We start from the raw sequence: 18,924 nt of genomic DNA on the forward strand, positions 1-18,924 counted from the left end.
ATTAATCCCCCATCTTTTTTGTTGCTTTAATAAAAATATCTTCGCCTATTTTTTCGACATGATCAAAAGACAGCATCAAAGCATCTTTCATCCATTCAGGTGATGCCCCACCAATCACACCATAACTATCTTTTCCTGTTAATAGCTTTGGCGCAATATAAATATGACATTCATCGATGAAACCACTAGATACAAAGCTTTTATGCACGGCCTCACCACCCTCAACATAAACTGATTGAATGTTTAACGCGGCTAAACGGGTAAGTACTTCATCAATCTCTAGCGTATCATTTGTCATTTGAATCACGCCAACATTCGGATGTTTTTCTAAAAAGGCTTCTACCGGTGCTGACTGCCCACAAACAATATATGTTTTTTGATCATCATGAAAAACGGTTAAATGATCGGGTAAATCCAAATTTGTCGCTAGTATAATCCGAATCGGACTTTTCCCGTAGACGGGTTGTCTAACCGTGAGGCTTGGATTATCTTTTACTACGGTCCCTTTACCAACTAATATTGCATCATGTCTTGCCCGCATCATGTGCACATGTTCCCTTGCTTTTTTTCCTGTCACCCAACGACTATCACCTGTTTTTGTAGCTGTTTTACCATCAAGCGTCATAGCTGCTTTTAGTGTCACAAACGGTCTGTTTTCTTTCATAAAATGAAAAAATTTTTGATTGATTTCTTGAGCTTCCTTTTTCATTAAACCAACTGTGACGTCAAGTCCAGCATCTTTTAACTGATTTATTCCTCGTCCACTTACTAATGGGTTAGGATCTTCTGTCGCAACAACAACACGGATGACGCCAGATTCTATGAGTAAACGGCTACATGGAGGTGTCTTCCCTGTATGAGAACACGGCTCTAATGTAACGTAAGCCGTTGCCCCTCTCGCTTTTTCACCTGCTTGGTTAACAGCTAATACTTCTGCATGGCCTTCTCCAGGTATTAAGTGACTGCCCATACCAACAATGACTCCCTCACGTACGAGGACACATCCAACAGACGGGTTAGGTGCTGTTTGTCCGATTGTTCCTGTCGCTAGTTGAATGGCTAAATTCATATAATCTTGATCTTTCATGATATACCTCCCTTCATTTCATTGATAATTTATTGCATTAACCCCTTAATCAAATAGATGTCTTTTTGGAAAATACAAAAAACCCAAATCTAAATAGACTTGGGGTGTGTTATGAAAGCAATCAATGACAAATAAACAGACGTGTCCTGTTTAAAGTACAGAGCTTCCCCTGTACAGACGTCTTTGATTTTCATTTAATCTTTTTCCCATCCAGACTTTAACTGTCGGCTTTGGATTTTCACCAAATCCACCTTCACAATCATTGATTGATCCGGGTCACGGACTTAAGGTTTAACGTTCACCTCTTACCGTCGGTCGGGAATTACACCCTGCCCCAAAAGATTACTATTTAATTGCTCACATTCTAACATACTTTTACCTTGTGTGCACGTATTTTGTTTGTACACGACAAAAAAGGGCCAATGTTGTAGGCCCTATGCTTCTTCTCCAATAATTCTTACTTCACGTTCAAGCGTTATTCCAAATTTAGTTTTAACTGTTTGTTGAACCATTTCAATGACCGCAATATAGTCACTTGCTGTCGCATGGTTTTTATTAACAATAAATCCAGCATGCTTTGTTGACACTTCAGCCCCGCCAATACCTTTACCCTGTAAACCACTTTCTTGAATTAATTGACCTGCAAAATGGCCTGGCGGACGCTTAAACACGCTCCCACACGATGGGTATTCTAGCGGTTGTTTGGATGTTCGTCTTTCGGTTAAGTCATCCATCTTAGCTTTGATGTCCATCAGTGTTACTTTTTTCAAAGTAAACCGAGCTGACAAAACGATCCAATTTTTTTCTGCTACATTACTCGTTCGGTAACCCAGCTCAAGTTTTGAAGCTTCTACATCATACACTTCACCGGATGTATCCATCACTGTTACAGAGTGAAGGCAGTCTTTAACCTCACCACCATATGCACCTGCGTTCATAAAAACTGCTCCACCGACAGTTCCAGGAATACCGCAAGCAAACTCAAGCCCTGACAGTGATAATTCGAGTGCATAATAAGACACATCAATAATTGTCGCTCCGCTACTCGCAATAATGTCCTCACCATCAGAAGTAATCGTATTTAGGTGCGATAGACTCATAACAATCCCACGGATTCCACCATCTCGAATAATGAGATTCGATCCATTACCAAGTAACGTTAAAGGTAAATTATGCGCTTTACTCGCTCTAACTACCTTTTTTACTTCCTCAATCGTTTTTGGAAAGGCAAATACATCTGCCGGACCACCTAATTTAGTATATAAATACTGGCCCATCGGTTCATCAAAATATACCTCTACACCTGATAAATCATTCATTAATTTATTTTTTATACCTTCAACTAAACGCATGTTATTCATCCTTTACTTCAACATTCTTCACCTATTATAACAGAAAATACAGCGGCAGAAAGATTCATTTAACCCATTAGACAATTGGTTTCAGAATTATTTCTTTAGAAATTAAAACTCCCAACCTTCTCACTTAACAACAATTCCTTTGCACTATATCATACAGTTTCCATAATAGTTTAATTACGCTATACTTAATACATACATTAAATCTTATAAAAGCGGTGAAAAAAATGTTAGAAGACACGGGAGAGCGACTGATCCCAGAAAAAATGGCCATCACTAATGAACTATTGATTGAACACGTCGCACGTTACCACTTTGCCCTTTTCTTTATTACCAACGGACGCGTCTTAGATATGGCTTCCGGCTCTGGTTTTGGCACACATATTATCGCAAAAAAGAAAAAGAACGACATTGATGAAGTCATTGGACTTGAAATCGATCATGAAGCACTGGCTTATGCCAAACATCATTATTACCACCCAAAATCATCTTTTCATCAAGCAGATATCACTAAGAAAAATCTCGTAGCAACATGGGGACAGTTCGATGTCATCACTTGTTTTGAAACGTATGAGCATATTGAAAATGAGGCAGCTTTTTTAACCAATGCTTATGAGTTACTAAAACCCGGCGGCAAACTAATTATGTCCACACCTTTTGGTGAAGGGCGTGGAAAAACGTGTGGGTCACCTTTTCACGTTCATCAAATAACACCCACTGAGTTTAAACAATTATTTCATGATTATTCTATAACAACTATTGATTATTTTTTACAAAAAGGCGCATTAATTCAAACAGAAAAGGAGCCCCTATTCGATTATTATCCTCTTGGTATTCTCGTGCTAACAAAATAATTATACAAAAGTTCATACAACGATTTAAAAGCAATCTAAAAAAACGTCTCATGTCGCATGGCAATTGAGACGCTTTTTTTAGATATAAAACTATTCAAAAGAAAAATTTTACATAAGTATAACAATTAATTCACACGCTCTTCATACCTCTCACGTAAAATCAATACTAGAGAAGCAGGAGGGATATCATGTTTAATCGGGAAAACTTAACTATGGGACAACAACTGACCGTCATAATGTTGGCAATCCTTGCACTAACAACACTTGTTGTAGGAACACTCACATACACAATGAGTAAGGATCAACTCATGACTTCAACAAGAAATCGTCTAAATAGAGAAACGGATGTCATTAAAGAGATCGCCGCCAATTTAAATTTTGTATACATTAGTGACTATGACTATTTTTACTCACAACTAGAGCGTACGATTGATGACCAAAAGAACACCCTGGAGCAGGATGGGCTTACGTCTTACTTTTACTATTTAGATAATGAGGCAGAGACTATACAACCATTCAGCACCAGTCAGAATGATTTAATCGATGTTACAACCGCCGATATATCAGAAATTCAGTCAGCTAAAGATGGGACCTTTGAATTAACCATTAACGGCGCACACTATTTAATAGCTAAACGTTATTTATCTGAAATCGGTGCTAATTACCTCTTATTAGTGCCCGAATCAAGTTACCTAGCAACCATCCTTACCATGAGATCTATGACAGTTTTTATGAGTTTAGCGGGGATGATTGTCGGTGCAATTTTAGTCATTTTATTTGTTCGAAACGTCACCGGTCCACTCAGAAAATTAAGAGAAGGGATGGAGCGTATTCATACCGGTGATTTCCGGCCACTTAAACTTAATAAAATACATACTTTAGAAATTAACAGTTTAACAGACAGTTATAATTTTATGGTTAAGGAATTAGAGACGATTATTTCACAGCTGAAAGTATCTATTCATGATTTAAAAGCTAGCGGTCATCACCTTGGACGAGCATCCGAAAATATGGTTGATCAATCAAACAAACTTACCGAAACAATAACTGCAGTTGAAGAGAGTGCCGTGGCTACCCATCAGCATACCGAACACTCGCAAACCATTGTCTCGGCAGTGACAATAAGTTTGAATATGTCCAAGCAACATTTAACTGAGACTCTTAACCATACAGCAATAATGAATGACGCCTCATTGACTGGTAAGCAAAAGCTAGATGCCCTCATCCAAAAACTAGCTGATTTCAAAACAGAGCTGATTTCGATGCAGAAAGAATTACATGATGTGTTAAACCAAGTGAATCACACTTACAATTTAACAAATACGATCCAAGCGATTTCAGATCAAACAAAGCTTCTCGCTTTAAATGCATCTATTGAAGCAAGTCGTGCTGGAAAAGAAGGAAAGGGTTTTATGGTTGTTGCCCGTGAAATTAGTAAGCTTGCAGAAGAAGCAAAGGCCATTACGCTCAATATGTTTGAGAGTATGGAAGTTACGAAAAAGATGACATCTTCCGCTGTCACAACAAGTGATAGCCTTGTTGACAATCACCTGTCACATGTAAAAACGATGCAGGAAACAACAGAAGCTTTTGACTCTTTACTAGAAAAAATTACCCAATCAACTTCAGCGATTCATGTTATTGAAGATGATTTTGATACTTTATTCCAACATTCAGGTAATCTTCTTAATGTTTTTGAAGAACTAGAATTAATCGCAGAAAACAACAAGAAACATACCTCTGTTCTTAAAAACCTGACAGCTGAGCACGAAGAAGCCACACAGGTTATTTATCAAGAAGGCGGCGATATTCTAGCATATGCTACTTCTTTACAAACATTGATTGAAGGCTTTCACGCTTAATAGCACATTATAATTTGCATACACATAGTAAAGACAGCATAAACAGCACCTATAACTTATAGGTGCTGTTTATGCTGTCTTTACCTTTATTCTCTCTTATGTTATTTTAATCGGACATTAGCGCTACCATCAACGCTTTTTGCGCATGCAGACGATTTTCAGCTTCTTGGAAAATCGCGGAGTGCCCCCCGTCAATAACTTCCGTTGTCACTTCTTCGCCGCGATGTGCTGGTAAACAATGCAAGAAAAGATAATCTTCTTTTGCGTATGAAACCAGTTCTGTATTCACTTGATAATCTTTAAATAAGGCTTCTCGCTCTTTTTGCTCACTTTCCTGCCCCATTGAAGCCCATACATCCGTGTAAACAATGTCTGTATCTGCCATAGCTTCTTTAGGGTTTGTCGTAACTGTAATCGTCACACCATTTTCCTTGGCAATTACTTGGGCGCGTTCAACAATATCCTCATTAGGTAAATAACCTGCCGGTGCGGCTGTTTTAAAATGCATGCCCATCTTAACCGCCCCAATCATTAAAGAGTGGGCCATATTGTTGCCGTCACCTATATACGTTAAAGTCAATCCTTCAAGTTTTCCTTTAACTTCTTCAATCGTCTGTAAATCTGCTAATACTTGGCACGGATGATAATCGTCTGTTAACCCATTGATAACCGGAATCGATCCATAATGTGCGAGCGCTTCTACATCTGATTGATTGAACGTCCGAATCATAATACCGTCTAAATACCCTGATAGTACTTGAGCGGTATCGCTAATAGGTTCACCCCGTCCTAATTGTAAATCTTTCGAGCTTAAAAATAATCCTGTTCCACCAAGCTGATAAATACCTGTCTCAAACGACACTCGCGTTCGTGTCGACGACTTTTCAAATATCATTCCAAGTACTTTACCTTTTAACGGATGATAGACTTCTTTGTTCTTATGTTTTTGTTTAATCACTTTGGCAAGATCCAAGATATAGCGTATTTCTTCCGTTGTGTAATCAAATAACGTTAAGCAACTTCTTCCCTTTAATTGCGATTCAATACTCATTTTATTACCCCTTCCGTCACATTCATTCGATAAGCTTTCATTGTTTTAGGCAATGCAGGATGTGCCTTTCTTACGTTTAGGTATGCCTTGAGCGTTTCTATCCGGCTAAGAACCATCACACCTTCAGTCAGTGCTTTTAGTCGAACGGCTTGACTCATTTGATCACACACCAGTTTAATCGTGCCCTGATCAAGCAATGCCAATGCTTCATCCTCCGTTACTGTCACAACTTCCGCCAACCCTTTTTGAATAAGCGTTTTACTCATCGACTCACTTGCATAACATAAGCCTGTCACTTTAGCTAACTGTTTTACTAAATGGTCATCTACCTGATGTAGACCAAGATAGATACCTTCCGTTTGATTGATTGACATGAATTGATTTTCTTTGTAACCAAACGCCTTTTGCAGGGCAGATTCTACTGTGTCACCTAGCCCAATTGCCTCGCCTGTCGATCGCATTTCTGGTTGTAGTAATGGATCAACATCGCTTAGTTTAGTATGAGAGAAAATCGGCATCTTTACTGCATAAAAGGACGGCTTTTTAATTAACCCCAACGTAGGATAAAGCTCTTTTAATGGTTGATTCAACTGTGTTCTTACCGCCAAATCAACCATATCAATTCCCGTCACCTTACTCGCAATCGGTACTGTTCGCGATGCTCTTGGGTTTACTTCTAGACAGTAAAGAGTATTCTCATCTTCGCTGAAGACGAATTGAATATTTATTAAGCCTTTAAGCTTCAAAGCTTTTGAGAGTTTTTGTGTATAGGATTCAATCATTCGTTCTTGCTTGGAGGTGAGCGTTGGCGCTGGGAAAATAGCGATACTGTCCCCAGAATGTACTCCTGCTTTTTCAACATGTTCAAAGATTCCAGGAATAATAATATCTTCTCCATCACAAACCACATCAATTTCAACTTCTTTTCCTTCAATATAGCGATCGAGTAATAATGGAAATACTTTACTTGATGTTTGTGTTTTCAATAGCTGATGCAAATATTCATCTAGTGCTTGTTCTGATTCTAGTACAATCATACCTTGTCCACCAATGACATAAGACGGACGTAATAAAACAGGATAACCAAAGGCGCGGGCTGTTTCTTTCGCCGCTTCATATGAGTTAACCGTTGTTCCCGGAATGTGAGGAATGTCGAGCGTATCCAGTAGTTGATAAAACTGCTTACGGTCTTCCGTTAACTCAATATTTTTAATATCTGTCCCAATAAGACAAATACCACGAGCATCGAGTTCTTCCGCTAGATTAACAGCGGTTTGTCCACCAAATTGAATCAATACACCATCAGCTTGTTCTTTTTTAACAATTTGTTCAACATCTTCTGCTGTCAGCGGTTCAAAATATAAATGATCAGCGGTTGAGTAATCTGTACTTACGGTCTCGGGATTATTGTTAATAACAATCGATTCAATCCCTTGATTTTTCAAAGAAAATGCAGCATGTACGGAACAATAATCAAACTCCACGCCCTGCCCAATCCTAATTGGACCAGAGCCTAACACCACGATTTTTTTATCTTTATTTAATAGCTCTACTTCATCATATTCAAGCCATGAACTATAAAAATAAGGCGTTTTTGCTTCAAATTCAGCCGCACATGTGTCGACCATCTTATAACTTGCCTTAATATTGGACGTAGCTAAAAATTGATGAACGTGTGCAACAGTTGTATTTAAGAGCCGAGCGATCGTAACTTCGCTTAAACTATATTTTTTTGCTTGTTTAATTAATTCTTTCGGTACGTTAGTCATTGTATAGGTACTGAGTTGATGTTCGAAATCAATTAGCGTTTTAAATTCATATAAGAAATACCGCGTAATGAGTGTATGTTGATGAAGCTGTTCAATGTCCATCCCACGTTTTAAAGCTTCCATCACATAAAATAATCGTTCATCTGTCGGGTTCTCCAACGCCTTAATAAGCATTTCCTCGGAACAATCACTTAACGTCTCAACGTGAAAATCCATCTGGCCAATCTCCATCGATCGGATAGCTTTTGTCAATGCGGCAGTAAAGTTTCTTCCGAGTGACATCACTTCACCTGTTGCTTTCATTTGTGTTCCTAAGAGTCGATTGGCTTGATAAAATTTATCAAAGGCAAACCGCGGTAATTTTAATGCGACGTAATCAATGGACGGCTCAAAGCTGGCATAAGTATCGCCAGTAATCGGATTTAATACTTCATCTAAATAATAACCTAAGCTTAATTTGGCTGCGATGCGAGCAATCGGATAGCCTGTTGCTTTTGATGCCAACGCGCTGGAACGACTCACTCGAGGATTTACTTCAATAATAATGTAATCGTCCGTTAACGGATTCAATGCAAATTGAATATTACACCCACCAATCACTCCTAGAGCCCGGATCACTTTTAGCGAGGAGTCTCTTAGCATTTGGTGCTGGTGGTCAGTTAGTGTCTGGCTTGGGGCAACAACTATACTGTCACCTGTATGCACCCCAACTGCATCAATGTTCTCCATATTACAGATGATAATCGCTGTATCATTGTCATCACGCATAACTTCGTATTCAATCTCTTTCCATCCTTTTACTGATTGTTCAATGAGCACTTGGTGAATAGGGCTCTGATTCAAGCCGTTTTTGACAATTGACATTAACTGTTCCTTTGAATCAGCAATCCCCCCACCAGCACCACCAAGTGTATACGCTGGACGTACAATGACCGGATAGCCGATTTTCCCAGCAAACTTACAGGCATCTTCGATTGACTCCACCGTTTGACTATGAGCCACTGGCTCACTTAATTCTTCCATCATCGCTTTAAACTGTTCACGATCTTCACCGCGTTCAATTGTTTCAAGTGGCGTTCCTAATAACGTCACATTATGCACCTTTAACACACCATGTTCTGTTAATTTTGCCGCTAAGTTTAGCCCCGTTTGTCCGCCTAGTGTGGGGAGTAAACCGTCAGGTTTTTCAATAGCAATAATTTCAGCTAGGCTCTCAACCGTTAATGGCTCCATATAAATATGATCGGCAATGTTTTCGTCAGTCATAATGGTTGCAGGGTTGTTATTGACAAGGACGACTTCAATGCCTTCTTCTTTTAATGCTAGACAAGCCTGTGTACCAGCATAATCAAATTCCGCCGCTTGGCCAATGACAATAGGGCCTGAACCAATCACAAGTACCTTTTTAATATAATCCAGCTTAGGCATGGCTATACACCTCTTTTTTTGTCACATCACGCACAAAGTCATAAATTAAATGCATCGTATCTGTTGGACCAGGATGCGCTTCTGGATGGAATTGTACGGATGTAATAGGTTTAGATTTATGTTTTAATCCTTCAATCGATTGATCATTCACATTTATAAATAAAACACTAAAATCATCCGTTACAGAGTCTTCACAAACAACATAGCCATGATTTTGTGAGGTCATATACACTTTTCCTGTCTCGATTGATTTAACTGCATGATTCCCCCCACGATGTCCATAGGCCAATTTTTTCGTTGACATGCCATAGCTTAAAGCAAGCAATTGATGACCGAGACAAATACCAAAGCTCGGATAATGATCAGCTATTTTCTTCACCGTAGGTATAAGAGGCAAACAATCAGCTGGGTCACCTGGTCCATTAGAGAACACTACACCATCAACATCCAACTGATCCAACATTTCTTTAGTTGTATTGTATGGACAAACCGTGATGTGAGCACCTGCTTGATTTAACACATCAACAATCGATTTCTTTTGACCAAAATCGATCACAGCTAAATGGACATCCTTATTATCTTTTGCAGGAATAGAGATGGACTTTTTCACCGATACTTTTTTTACAAGGTCAGGATCGATATGTGCCATCGTTACTTTATCCGTTGGGTCGCTTGAAATTTTTCCAAAGACATTTGAGTGGGTACGGATTATTTTTGTTAGGTGACGTGTATCGATATCATAAATAATCGGCACAGAAGTTTTTTCAGCTAACGTTTTTAATGTGCTCGTTGATGTCGGATGATCCGGCTGGTGATTAGGTGTTTGAATGATAAGCGCTTTTGCGCCAAACACTTCACTTTCCTTTACATCATCGTTACAGCCATAATTACCGATCAACGGATAAGTCATCGTCACGAGTTGTCCTTCATAAGATGGATCAGTCATCACTTCTTGATAACCCATCATCGACGTATTAAAAACAACTTCCCCTTCTATTACTACTTGTTGATGTAGAAATTTCCCTTCTAAAATATCACCCGTATTTAAAATTAAATAAGCTGCTGTCTGCATCAGTGATCCCCTTCCTTGTATATTATATTTTGTAAAATTAATCCTCCCATACCCTTTATGTTTTGTTACTCCAATATTTAATTTTTATACAACTAAACGAATATTTATACATAGTTAGGCGAAACAAAACTAGCCGAAGCTAGTTTATGTTTAGTTACTTTAATAGTTTCACCATGTCATCTAACCAAAGTGTCGTATCATTCAAGTAGTTATCTGCTTGTTTAAATTGCCATTGCACACTTTCTTTTGCCGTACCACCTTTAGCTTTTCTTGCATTTACAACAGCCATGGGATCAAGCACCTTAAAAATATCTTCATCAATGACGTCAGAGAAAGCTTTAAATTCTGTTAAACTTAAATCAAGTAAATATTTTTTTGATTCAATACAGCTTAAAACAGCTTCCCCAACAACCGCATGTGCTTCTCTAAATGTTACACCTTTTGTTACAAGGTAATCAGCCAGGTCTGTTGCATTTGAATAATCTTTTACCACCGCTTCATACATTACTTCTTTATTTACCGTCATTGTCTCAACCATTGGGCTAAATAAACTTAGAGCACCTACCAATGTTTCTACGGTATCAAACATACCTTCTTTGTCCTCTTGCATATCTTTGTTATAAGCGAGCGGTAAACCCTTAAGTGTTGTTAGAAGACCAAGTAGGTGACCATACACTCGACCTGTTTTTCCTCTAACGAGTTCTGGTACATCTGGATTTTTCTTTTGTGGCATCATGCTACTTCCTGTACAAAAAGCATCATCTAATTCAACAAAGTTAAACTCTTGGCTAGACCATTGGACGAGTTCTTCTGAAAAACGCGATAAGTGCATCATAATGAGCGAAGCTCCTGATAGGAATTCTACAACGAAGTCCCGATCACTTACAGAGTCTAAGCTATTTTCTGTAATAGCATAAAAATTCAACGCATCTTTCACATAATCACGATCTATAGGAAATGACGTGCCCGCAAGTGCTCCAGCGCCAAGTGGAGATTTATTGATACGTTTAAAACTATCCATCAATCTTTCCACATCACGCTGTAACATAAATACATAACTTAGCAAATGATGAGCAAAAAGCACGGGTTGCGCACGTTGTAAGTGCGTGTATCCCGGCAAAACTGTTTCTGTATGGGCCTTTGCTTGATTAAGTAACGCTGTTTGTAACTTACTTAAGAGATCAACTAGCGTCACTACTTGGTCGCGTAAGTAAAGGCGCATATCTAAAGCAATTTGATCATTACGACTTCTGCCTGTATGGAGCTTGCCTCCAACTGAGCCAATTTCATCAATTAAGAGTTTTTCAACATTCATATGAATATCTTCATTCTCTGCTGTTAAAACATTTTTATTGTCCTTAATAAGCTGATCAACCTTTTTTAAACCTTCTGCTATTTGATCGCGTTCATCTGCTTCAATGATACCGGCAGCCGCCAGCATGTTGACGTGGGCGAGACTTCCTAAAATATCATACGTCGCCAACTTTTGATCAAAGCTAATAGATGCCGTATACTCATCGACTAATTCATTGGTTGGTTTTGTAAATCGTCCGCCCCATAGTTTCATTGTTTGACCGCTTCCTTTATATCAACAGTTGTTTTCGTCATTGATTCTGGTTTTGTTTGTTGCGCTTTGGTCACTGTTTCATGAACTTGTGTTGGTAAACCCCATAATTTAATAAAACCAAGTGCTGCATCATGATCAAATTGATCACCTGTTGAATAAGTCGCCAGATCCAAATCATACAATGAATAATCAGATTTACGGCCTACTACCATCGCTTGACCTTTATACAGTTTCACTTTCACAACACCAGATACATATTTTTGAGTTTCTGTAATAAAGGCTTTTAACGCATCTGTCAGTGGCGAATACCAGAGCGCATCATAAACCGATTGGGCAAATTTTTGTTCAACAATTGGCTTAAATTGTGAAACTTCTCTTGGGAGTGTAAGTGCTTCAAGCTCTTGGTGAGCAGCAATAAGCGTTACACCTGCTGGCGCTTCATAAATTTCTCTTGACTTAATACCTACTAACCGATTTTCCACGTGATCAATCCGGCCTACGCCATGCTTACCTGCTACTTTATTTAATTCTAAAATTAATTCATGTAATGGATAAGATTGACCATTTATAGCCGTTGGTTTACCTTGCTCAAAGGTGATTTCAATAGTTTCCGGCTTATCAGGTGCGTCAACAGGATCTGTCGTCAATTCAAACGCATCTTTTGGTGCCTCTGCCCATGGATTTTCTAAGATGCCACACTCATTACTTCTACCCCAAAGATTTTGGTCAATACTGTATGGACTTTCTTTACCAACTGGAACAGGAATACCATGTTTTTCAGCATAAGCCAACTCTTCGTCACGTGTCATCTTCCATTCTCTTACAGGCGCAACGATTTTTAAATTCGGATTAAGGGCTGTAAAGGCAACATCAAACCGTACTTGGTCATTACCTTTTCCAGTACAACCATGCGCGACAGCGACAGCCCCTTCTTGTTCTGCGATATCAACCAACACTTTCGCGATAAGTGGTCTTGATAACGCTGAAATGAGTGGGTACTTTCCTTCATATAATAAATTCGCTTGTAATGCAGGCAAAACATATTCTTCTGAAAATAATTCCTTAGCATCTACTGAGTAGGATTTAATTGCCCCAACATCAATAGCTTTCTTTTTAACAAACTCTAAATCTTTCCCTTCGCCTACATCCAATCCTACAGCAATAACATCGTAATTATATTGATCCTGCAACCACTTAATTGCGACTGATGTATCTAATCCCCCTGAATATGCTAATACGATTTTTTCTTTTGCCATATCGATCCGCTCCCTTTATGTTTTTATTATTATCATAAGTTTTGTCGTTTCAGTTAACTTGTGTATTATTATGCAACAGAAAGAATAATAATGCAACCCTTTTTCATGTTTTTTTCATATTATTAGGGTTTGTATATTCTAAAACGCCATATTTATAAGTGAAAATCCATAATCGAGAATTTATTTTAAGATGCATAGAAACTAATATTTATACGAATCACTGAATTATTTTGACTATTGTAACTTTTCACTCACATAAAACGACTGATAAATAAGAACAGTTATATTTAATGAAGGAGGCGTTAGCATGAGGAAAATTCTTAAGGTATTGATACCGGCCCTAATTTTACTGTTTTTAACCCTTGTCGCATGTTCAAGTAACGATTATGAAGGGGTTAGTGAACAAGATATGGCGATTCAAAATGATGTCATGGAATATCAAGCTTATGACGAAGGAGGTATACGTCCAGAGGGATCCATCGAAGATGGAGAGATTGATGCACCAGTAGATACAACTGATCGCAAGATTATGTACAACGCCCACCTAGAGCTGACAACACGAAAATACGATCAAGCCGTCCTATTTGTTGAAGAAGAAGTCAAAGACGTGGCAGGCTACATCTTAAACAAAGAAACACACCGTTATGATGAGCGCTTACGATCTAGCTATTTTACTATCAGAGTTCCCGAAAAGAACTTACAGCGTTTCTTAAATCGATTCGAATCTGATTTATTCCGTGTGGAATATAACGCTTTATCTGGGCAAGATGTGACCGATCAATATGTTGATTTAAATACCCGATTGAACACCCAAAAACAGTTAGAGGAAAGACTCGTCAGCTTTTTAGAAGAAGCAGAATCAACCGAGGACTTATTGCAAATATCTCGTGATTTAGCAAACGTGCAGCTCGAAATTGAACGCTTAACTGGTCAATTAAATTATCTAGATAATCGCATTGACTTTGCGACCGTTGACCTTACCTTACAAGAGGAAGAAATCAGCACGATAAAAGATGGTGACTTAAATATTTGGCAACGCATTAAGGATCAATGGACAAGAAGCTATGACTCTATTATCATTTTCTTCTCTAATCTCTTTGTCTTTATTGTAGGTAATTTACCTGTTATTATTGTTTTCATCACAGTAACTTCTGTTATCGGCCTCTTTGTTAGGAAGCGCTATAAAAAAACATCATCAGACTAAACAAAAAAAGAGCCCAGTCGCTCCTTAAACGTTTAAATGCTATACGTTGTTTCGCACTTCATTCTATCTACTTAACTAATAGGCAAAATGAAGTGCGTACTTTTTCACATTATCCTCTTGAATTCTGCTAATATCACTTACAATTATTTAACATTTACCTTTTCTGGTTGAAACTCTTGACGTGTCATTTCTCCCCATTTCTTATTTTTTCTTCGATAGCCTAAAAACGCAGTAAATCTCCACCATGCATTAAGTTGTCTATATCCAAAATTCTCCAATACGCTATATAACATTAGCAAGAAGTACTCGCTTATCTTTGTGTATTTCGAGAAATTATATTCATCCAGCAGTATCGCACTCATCGATAAAAAGATACCATATAAAATAGACACACTTAGGAAAACGAGGAAAAATTCTAAACTGATTAATCCTAACCAAAAGGATATAAAGAACGAAAAATAACCAATAATTTCGATGGGCGCACCAAGCATTTCAACAAATAAATAATAAGGCATCGCTAACAAACCTACCACACCATATCTAGGATTAAACAGCATTTTCTTGTGATTTAAGATGGAGTCCATTAAGCCTTTATGCCATCTTTTTCGTTGACTTTTAAGGATTTTCAGCTTTTCTGGTACTTGTGTCCAACATACAGGATCGGGAACAAAGACAATTTTATATTGCCTTTTATTTCTTCGCATTTGCTCATGTATTTTCACGATAAGTTCCATATCTTCTCCAATAGTATTCTCAGTGTAACCTCCAGCATCTATAACAACACTTTTTCTAAATACACCAAATGCACCTGAGATTATCATTAAGGCATTGATACTCCCCCAGCCTAACCGACCGAATAAAAAGGCGCGTAAATATTCTACCGTTTGAAGACGTGCTAAATTCTTTTTAGGCAACCTCGCTTTTTCGATAAAACCTTTGTCAACTACTGAGTCATTAACCGGTCTCACAACACCACCTGATACAATAACCGTCGGATCTTCGACAAATGGGCGAATAACCTTTGCAAGTGAATCTCGTTCTATAATAGAGTCAGCGTCGATGGCTGTCACGATTGGGTATTTGGCTATATTTATCCCGGCATTCAAAGCATCTGCCTTCCCACCATTTTCTTTATCAACAACAAGCATATTTTTATAGCGTGTAGATAAATAAATGCCTTTGATTTCTTTGGTATCAATTTTCTTTCGATAAGGCATCTCAAGTTTTTTCATATCAAATTGATTAATTATTTTTTCTATCGTTTGATCTTTTGATCCATCATTAATAATTACTAATTCAAATTCGCCATACTCAAGGCTAAGCAAGGCATGAATATTATCTATGATCGTCTTTTCTTCGTTATAGCACGGCACAATAATTGATAATGGCGGTGTATAATTAGAGGCAACCATTCCCTCATAAGACCAATATTTCTTCTTTTGCCGATCAATATATAATGAGCGAATTGACACTAGAAATAGAATAAAATAAACTGTATTAATCAATAGAACATAATATAAAATGAACCAGTTAAACTTATTCACGAATACAACCATATAGTCAATAAACGTGCTCATCGTATTCACCCCCTCATATAATTATGTTACTTCTATAATAATATACCTCTTTGCAAAACCGCATGTGCTGCATCTCTAGCAAACGCATCTTCAGATTTCAATAGCTCCATTAATGCCAATTCTCCCTTTTCACCTTGAGCTAATAAGGCATTTGAGGCATTGTAGCGTACATACCAATTTTGATCACTCATCAAGTTTGTTAAAATATCTATCGCAGGGCTCCGATTAACTTTCATTAAGAATTTTGCCAAAAAAGCTCTCACTTCCCATTCCGGGTCTGTTTGCAATTGATATAGCCCTTGAAGATAAGACTCATCGCCAATATCACCAAGTGAATAGCTCGCTTTTAAAGCAGCAATTCTTAACTCTTTTTCAGATTGCGTCAACATACATTTAATCCAATAAATACTTTTCATGTAATTTCTTTTTCCTAACTCCTCTAAAGCAATGGCCCGCAAAAAGCTATTACCTTCTACCATAGCTTTATCTAATATAGCTTCAATATCACCTTCAACTAGGTCAATTAGCGTCAGAACATTTTGTTTGGTCATCTTTTCGCGTCTCGTGACTACCTGAAGTATATCTTCGATATACTGGTCATTAGAAACCACTATAATGCTTCTTGCCGTCACAAATAGAAGCTCTTGGTCTGGTGTATTCAGTTGTTCTAACAATGTAGGAAGTAAATCATTTAATTCATATTCACCGATAAGAAACGTACCAACTTTGTTCTTCCAGATACTTTTACTCCTTAAGTAACGATTAATTCTTACAGAAATAAAACTTTTATCGATATTATCTAATAGTTTTTTTCTTACGTCTCCCGAAAGGACGGTGTTGTAATGTAGTACAAGTTCGTGAAGAACTTGCTTTTCCAAATGCGTTTTCGGTGTTATGGTCATCGATTGATCTGTATCCATAATAAGGTGTAAAAATAACTTATCATATTTATTCTGAATTTTTACTTTTCGCCTCTTCACATCATTTTTAGCTATTTTCTTTACTAACAGAAACGAAAAAATAAGCAGATCAATAATAAGCATACTAATTAACGCTACAAGTACGTACTGCCTAAACATTACAACCCCTCCTTTTTTACGTTGTCATTATCTTTTTAATCTTATGTTCTAACACATTTAGCGAGAAAGGCTTCTCCAAAAAGTCATCTGCGCCAAGTTGTAATGCTTCAATTTTTATAGATTCATTACGGTTTCCCGAAAGAATAATGATTTTTTGGTCATCATTAAATTGTCGATTCTTAATTTGTTTTAGAACATCAATTCCTGTCACTTTCGGCAGCATAAGATCGAGTAAAATGAGATCGTATCGTGACTCAGCCATTTTATCAAGGGCTACTTGCCCATCACTCGCATGATCTATGGTGTAACCTAAATAACCTAACCTTGTCTCAATAATATTTCTTAACAAAGGCTCATCATCTACAACTAGAATTTTATCTTTTAAAATTGACGCATCTCTTTCTCTAATATATGTTTGATTTTTACCATTCTCTTTCGCCATATACAATGCTTTATCCGCTTTTTCAAGCAGTGTTGTTTTTGTTTCTGATTTGTCATCAAATTCTGCGATTCCTGCACTAAAAGAAAGTGTCACCTGATCGTTTTGTGCCGTTAAAAATGGTTTTGACTGAATATCAGCTCTAATCTCTTCAATAATTTCTTTTGCCTCATCTGACTTTATATTTTGAAAAATGACTAAAAACTCATCCCCGCCAAATCGGAAAAGTTCTCCTTTCTCATTCAAATACTCTCGAATAGTTTGTGTAAATTCAACTAAGACCTTATCACCAAAAAGATGACCATACGTGTCATTAATCGCTTTGAAATAATCTAAATCTAAAAAAGCAACTGAAAAAACCACACCTTCACTTAAATACTTATCTTTAGCCTGTTCAAATTGTTTAGAGAAACGTTTTCTCGTATACGCTCCGGTTAAATCATCCACGTGGTGTGATGTATTTTTAACTTGCGTTTTTTTCAATACCCCTTTGATTTGGGCTAATAGTTCATCAACATCGACAGGTTTTTTTAAAATATTCGCCGCTCCCAGGCTGAGTGCTTCGTTTCTTACATGAGGTGTCCCAGCACCAGTTAAAAATACAATCGGCAACTCTTTATTTATTTCCGTGAGGTCATTAAACACATCAAATCCTGATTTTTCTGGCATAACGATATCAATAATAGCTAAATCAATGACTTCCTGTTTAATAAAATCAAGAGCATCGTTTGGATTACTTGTAATATAGACTTGAAAACCCTCATTTTTCAAAACACTTTCTAAATAGTTAAGCAACTGAACATCATCATCTACAACCATAATCTTACCAAGAAACGTCTCCTTTGGGTGACTAATTTCAGCAGTCACGACTGAATCCTCTCCCATTAAAACGCCTTCTTCTAACTGGCGATCAATTAAACGAAACATCTCACCCGTATTAACAATAAGCTGAAAAATAGTACTTTCATCGACTTGATCTCCACTTAATTGATGAACTAATAATTCTTCATTCTCCTCCGCTTTGTTTGCTATGGCTAGAAGTTCTATTGTTCCCGCTGTACCTTTTATACTATGAAAAAATGTGTGCAGCTCATCAAATAGCGTTTGTTCTCTATTAGAGACAAATAATATTAATTGTTTTGAAATATGCCCCATGAGCTTATTTTTTTCAACTAAGAACTCTTTTTGAGCTTTTACTATTAATGCGCTCATCTTACTTTTATCCACAAAACATCCCTCCTACTTTGACTCAGATAGCTGATCCATCTATCTGAGTCTTCATCATTCACAATGAATAGCCTTATCTTTTTTAAGGTTATCG

13 protein-coding genes and 1 riboswitch are annotated in these 18,924 nt (G+C 37.5%); of the genes, 3 read left to right on the forward strand and 10 right to left on the reverse strand.

All coding sequences use genetic code 11. The features are described from left to right. Position 1: 1 nt before the first annotated feature. Complete coding sequence (ribD, locus tag BM163_RS05745) at positions 2 to 1,087, reverse strand: bifunctional diaminohydroxyphosphoribosylaminopyrimidine deaminase/5-amino-6-(5-phosphoribosylamino)uracil reductase RibD (RefSeq protein ID WP_089801093.1); 1,086 nt, start codon at positions 1,085 to 1,087, stop codon at positions 2 to 4. Positions 1,088 to 1,281: 194 nt separating this feature from the next. Beyond that, positions 1,282 to 1,433: riboswitch (FMN riboswitch) on the reverse strand. 88 nt (positions 1,434 to 1,521) lie between these two features. After that, positions 1,522 to 2,439, reverse strand: a complete 918-nt coding sequence (murB, locus tag BM163_RS05750) for a UDP-N-acetylmuramate dehydrogenase (protein ID WP_089801095.1) — start codon at positions 2,437 to 2,439, stop codon at positions 1,522 to 1,524. A 233-nt stretch (positions 2,440 to 2,672) separates the two neighbouring features. Here murB and BM163_RS05755 point away from each other — a divergent pair, with 233 nt between their 5' ends. Next, complete coding sequence (locus BM163_RS05755) at positions 2,673 to 3,299, forward strand: class I SAM-dependent methyltransferase (RefSeq protein WP_089801097.1); 627 nt, start codon at positions 2,673 to 2,675, stop codon at positions 3,297 to 3,299. Positions 3,300 to 3,487: 188 nt separating this feature from the next. Beyond that, the gene (locus tag BM163_RS05760) at positions 3,488 to 5,161 is read left to right on the forward strand and encodes a methyl-accepting chemotaxis protein (protein WP_089801099.1); all 1,674 of its coding nucleotides are present in this window, start codon (positions 3,488 to 3,490) and stop codon (positions 5,159 to 5,161) included. Positions 5,162 to 5,267: 106 nt separating this feature from the next. On the opposite strand, the gene argF is transcribed toward BM163_RS05760, so the two are convergent. From argF to BM163_RS05785, 5 genes are all read right to left on the reverse strand, one after another. Beyond that, a complete protein-coding gene (argF, locus tag BM163_RS05765; protein ID WP_089801101.1) occupies positions 5,268 to 6,212 on the reverse strand; it encodes an ornithine carbamoyltransferase in 945 nt (314 codons plus the stop codon). Beyond that, on the reverse strand, positions 6,209 to 9,409 hold the full coding sequence (gene carB / locus BM163_RS05770; RefSeq protein WP_089801103.1) for a carbamoyl-phosphate synthase (glutamine-hydrolyzing) large subunit: 3,201 nt from the start codon (positions 9,407 to 9,409) through the stop codon (positions 6,209 to 6,211). The genes argF and carB overlap by 4 nt, the downstream gene beginning before the upstream one ends. After that, positions 9,402 to 10,481, reverse strand: coding sequence for a carbamoyl phosphate synthase small subunit (locus tag BM163_RS05775; RefSeq protein ID WP_089801105.1), 1,080 nt, complete (start codon positions 10,479 to 10,481; stop codon positions 9,402 to 9,404). Before BM163_RS05775 ends, carB begins: the two co-directional genes overlap by 8 nt. Before the next feature lie 154 nt (positions 10,482 to 10,635). Continuing rightward, on the reverse strand, positions 10,636 to 12,048 hold the full coding sequence (gene argH / locus BM163_RS05780; protein ID WP_089801107.1) for an argininosuccinate lyase: 1,413 nt from the start codon (positions 12,046 to 12,048) through the stop codon (positions 10,636 to 10,638). Next, positions 12,045 to 13,304 carry an argininosuccinate synthase gene (locus tag BM163_RS05785; protein WP_089801109.1) on the reverse strand — a complete coding sequence of 420 codons (1,260 nt, stop codon included), beginning with the start codon at positions 13,302 to 13,304 and terminating at the stop codon, positions 12,045 to 12,047. The genes argH and BM163_RS05785 overlap by 4 nt, the downstream gene beginning before the upstream one ends. 307 nt (positions 13,305 to 13,611) lie before the next feature. Here BM163_RS05785 and BM163_RS05790 point away from each other — a divergent pair, with 307 nt between their 5' ends. Continuing rightward, positions 13,612 to 14,508 carry a DUF4349 domain-containing protein gene (locus BM163_RS05790; RefSeq protein ID WP_089801111.1) on the forward strand — a complete coding sequence of 299 codons (897 nt, stop codon included), beginning with the start codon at positions 13,612 to 13,614 and terminating at the stop codon, positions 14,506 to 14,508. Positions 14,509 to 14,651: 143 nt separating this feature from the next. Here BM163_RS05790 and BM163_RS05795 read toward each other — a convergent pair whose 3' ends face one another. The 3 genes from BM163_RS05795 to BM163_RS05805 are packed head-to-tail and all read right to left on the reverse strand — an operon-like array spanning position 14,652 to position 18,830. Next, the gene (locus tag BM163_RS05795; RefSeq protein WP_089801112.1) at positions 14,652 to 16,085 is read right to left on the reverse strand and encodes a glycosyltransferase family 2 protein; all 1,434 of its coding nucleotides are present in this window, start codon (positions 16,083 to 16,085) and stop codon (positions 14,652 to 14,654) included. Between the two features lie 32 nt (positions 16,086 to 16,117). Next, entirely contained in the window at positions 16,118 to 17,164 is a 1,047-nt protein-coding gene (locus BM163_RS05800) for a HEAT repeat domain-containing protein (protein ID WP_089801114.1), read from the reverse strand. Positions 17,165 to 17,180: 16 nt separating this feature from the next. After that, entirely contained in the window at positions 17,181 to 18,830 is a 1,650-nt protein-coding gene (locus BM163_RS05805; protein WP_089801116.1) for a response regulator, read from the reverse strand. Between the last annotated feature and the right edge of the window lie 94 nt (positions 18,831 to 18,924).

It is taken from the genome of Halolactibacillus alkaliphilus (assembly GCF_900115465.1).
Lineage (GTDB): Bacteria > Bacillota > Bacilli > Bacillales > Amphibacillaceae > Halolactibacillus > Halolactibacillus alkaliphilus.

Coding starts and splice junctions, on each gene's coding strand:
- ribD (WP_089801093.1), bottom strand. CDS start 1,087: ATGAAAGATCAAGATTATATGAATTTAGCCATTCAACTAGCGACAGGA.
- murB (WP_089801095.1), bottom strand. CDS start 2,439: ATGCGTTTAGTTGAAGGTATAAAAAATAAATTAATGAATGATTTATCA.
- BM163_RS05755 (WP_089801097.1), top strand. CDS start 2,673: ATGTTAGAAGACACGGGAGAGCGACTGATCCCAGAAAAAATGGCCATC.
- BM163_RS05760 (WP_089801099.1), top strand. CDS start 3,488: ATGTTTAATCGGGAAAACTTAACTATGGGACAACAACTGACCGTCATA.
- argF (WP_089801101.1), bottom strand. CDS start 6,212: ATGAGTATTGAATCGCAATTAAAGGGAAGAAGTTGCTTAACGTTATTT.
- carB (WP_089801103.1), bottom strand. CDS start 9,409: ATGCCTAAGCTGGATTATATTAAAAAGGTACTTGTGATTGGTTCAGGC.
- BM163_RS05775 (WP_089801105.1), bottom strand. CDS start 10,481: ATGCAGACAGCAGCTTATTTAATTTTAAATACGGGTGATATTTTAGAA.
- argH (WP_089801107.1), bottom strand. CDS start 12,048: ATGAAACTATGGGGCGGACGATTTACAAAACCAACCAATGAATTAGTC.
- BM163_RS05785 (WP_089801109.1), bottom strand. CDS start 13,304: ATGGCAAAAGAAAAAATCGTATTAGCATATTCAGGGGGATTAGATACA.
- BM163_RS05790 (WP_089801111.1), top strand. CDS start 13,612: ATGAGGAAAATTCTTAAGGTATTGATACCGGCCCTAATTTTACTGTTT.
- BM163_RS05795 (WP_089801112.1), bottom strand. CDS start 16,085: ATGAGCACGTTTATTGACTATATGGTTGTATTCGTGAATAAGTTTAAC.
- BM163_RS05800 (WP_089801114.1), bottom strand. CDS start 17,164: ATGTTTAGGCAGTACGTACTTGTAGCGTTAATTAGTATGCTTATTATT.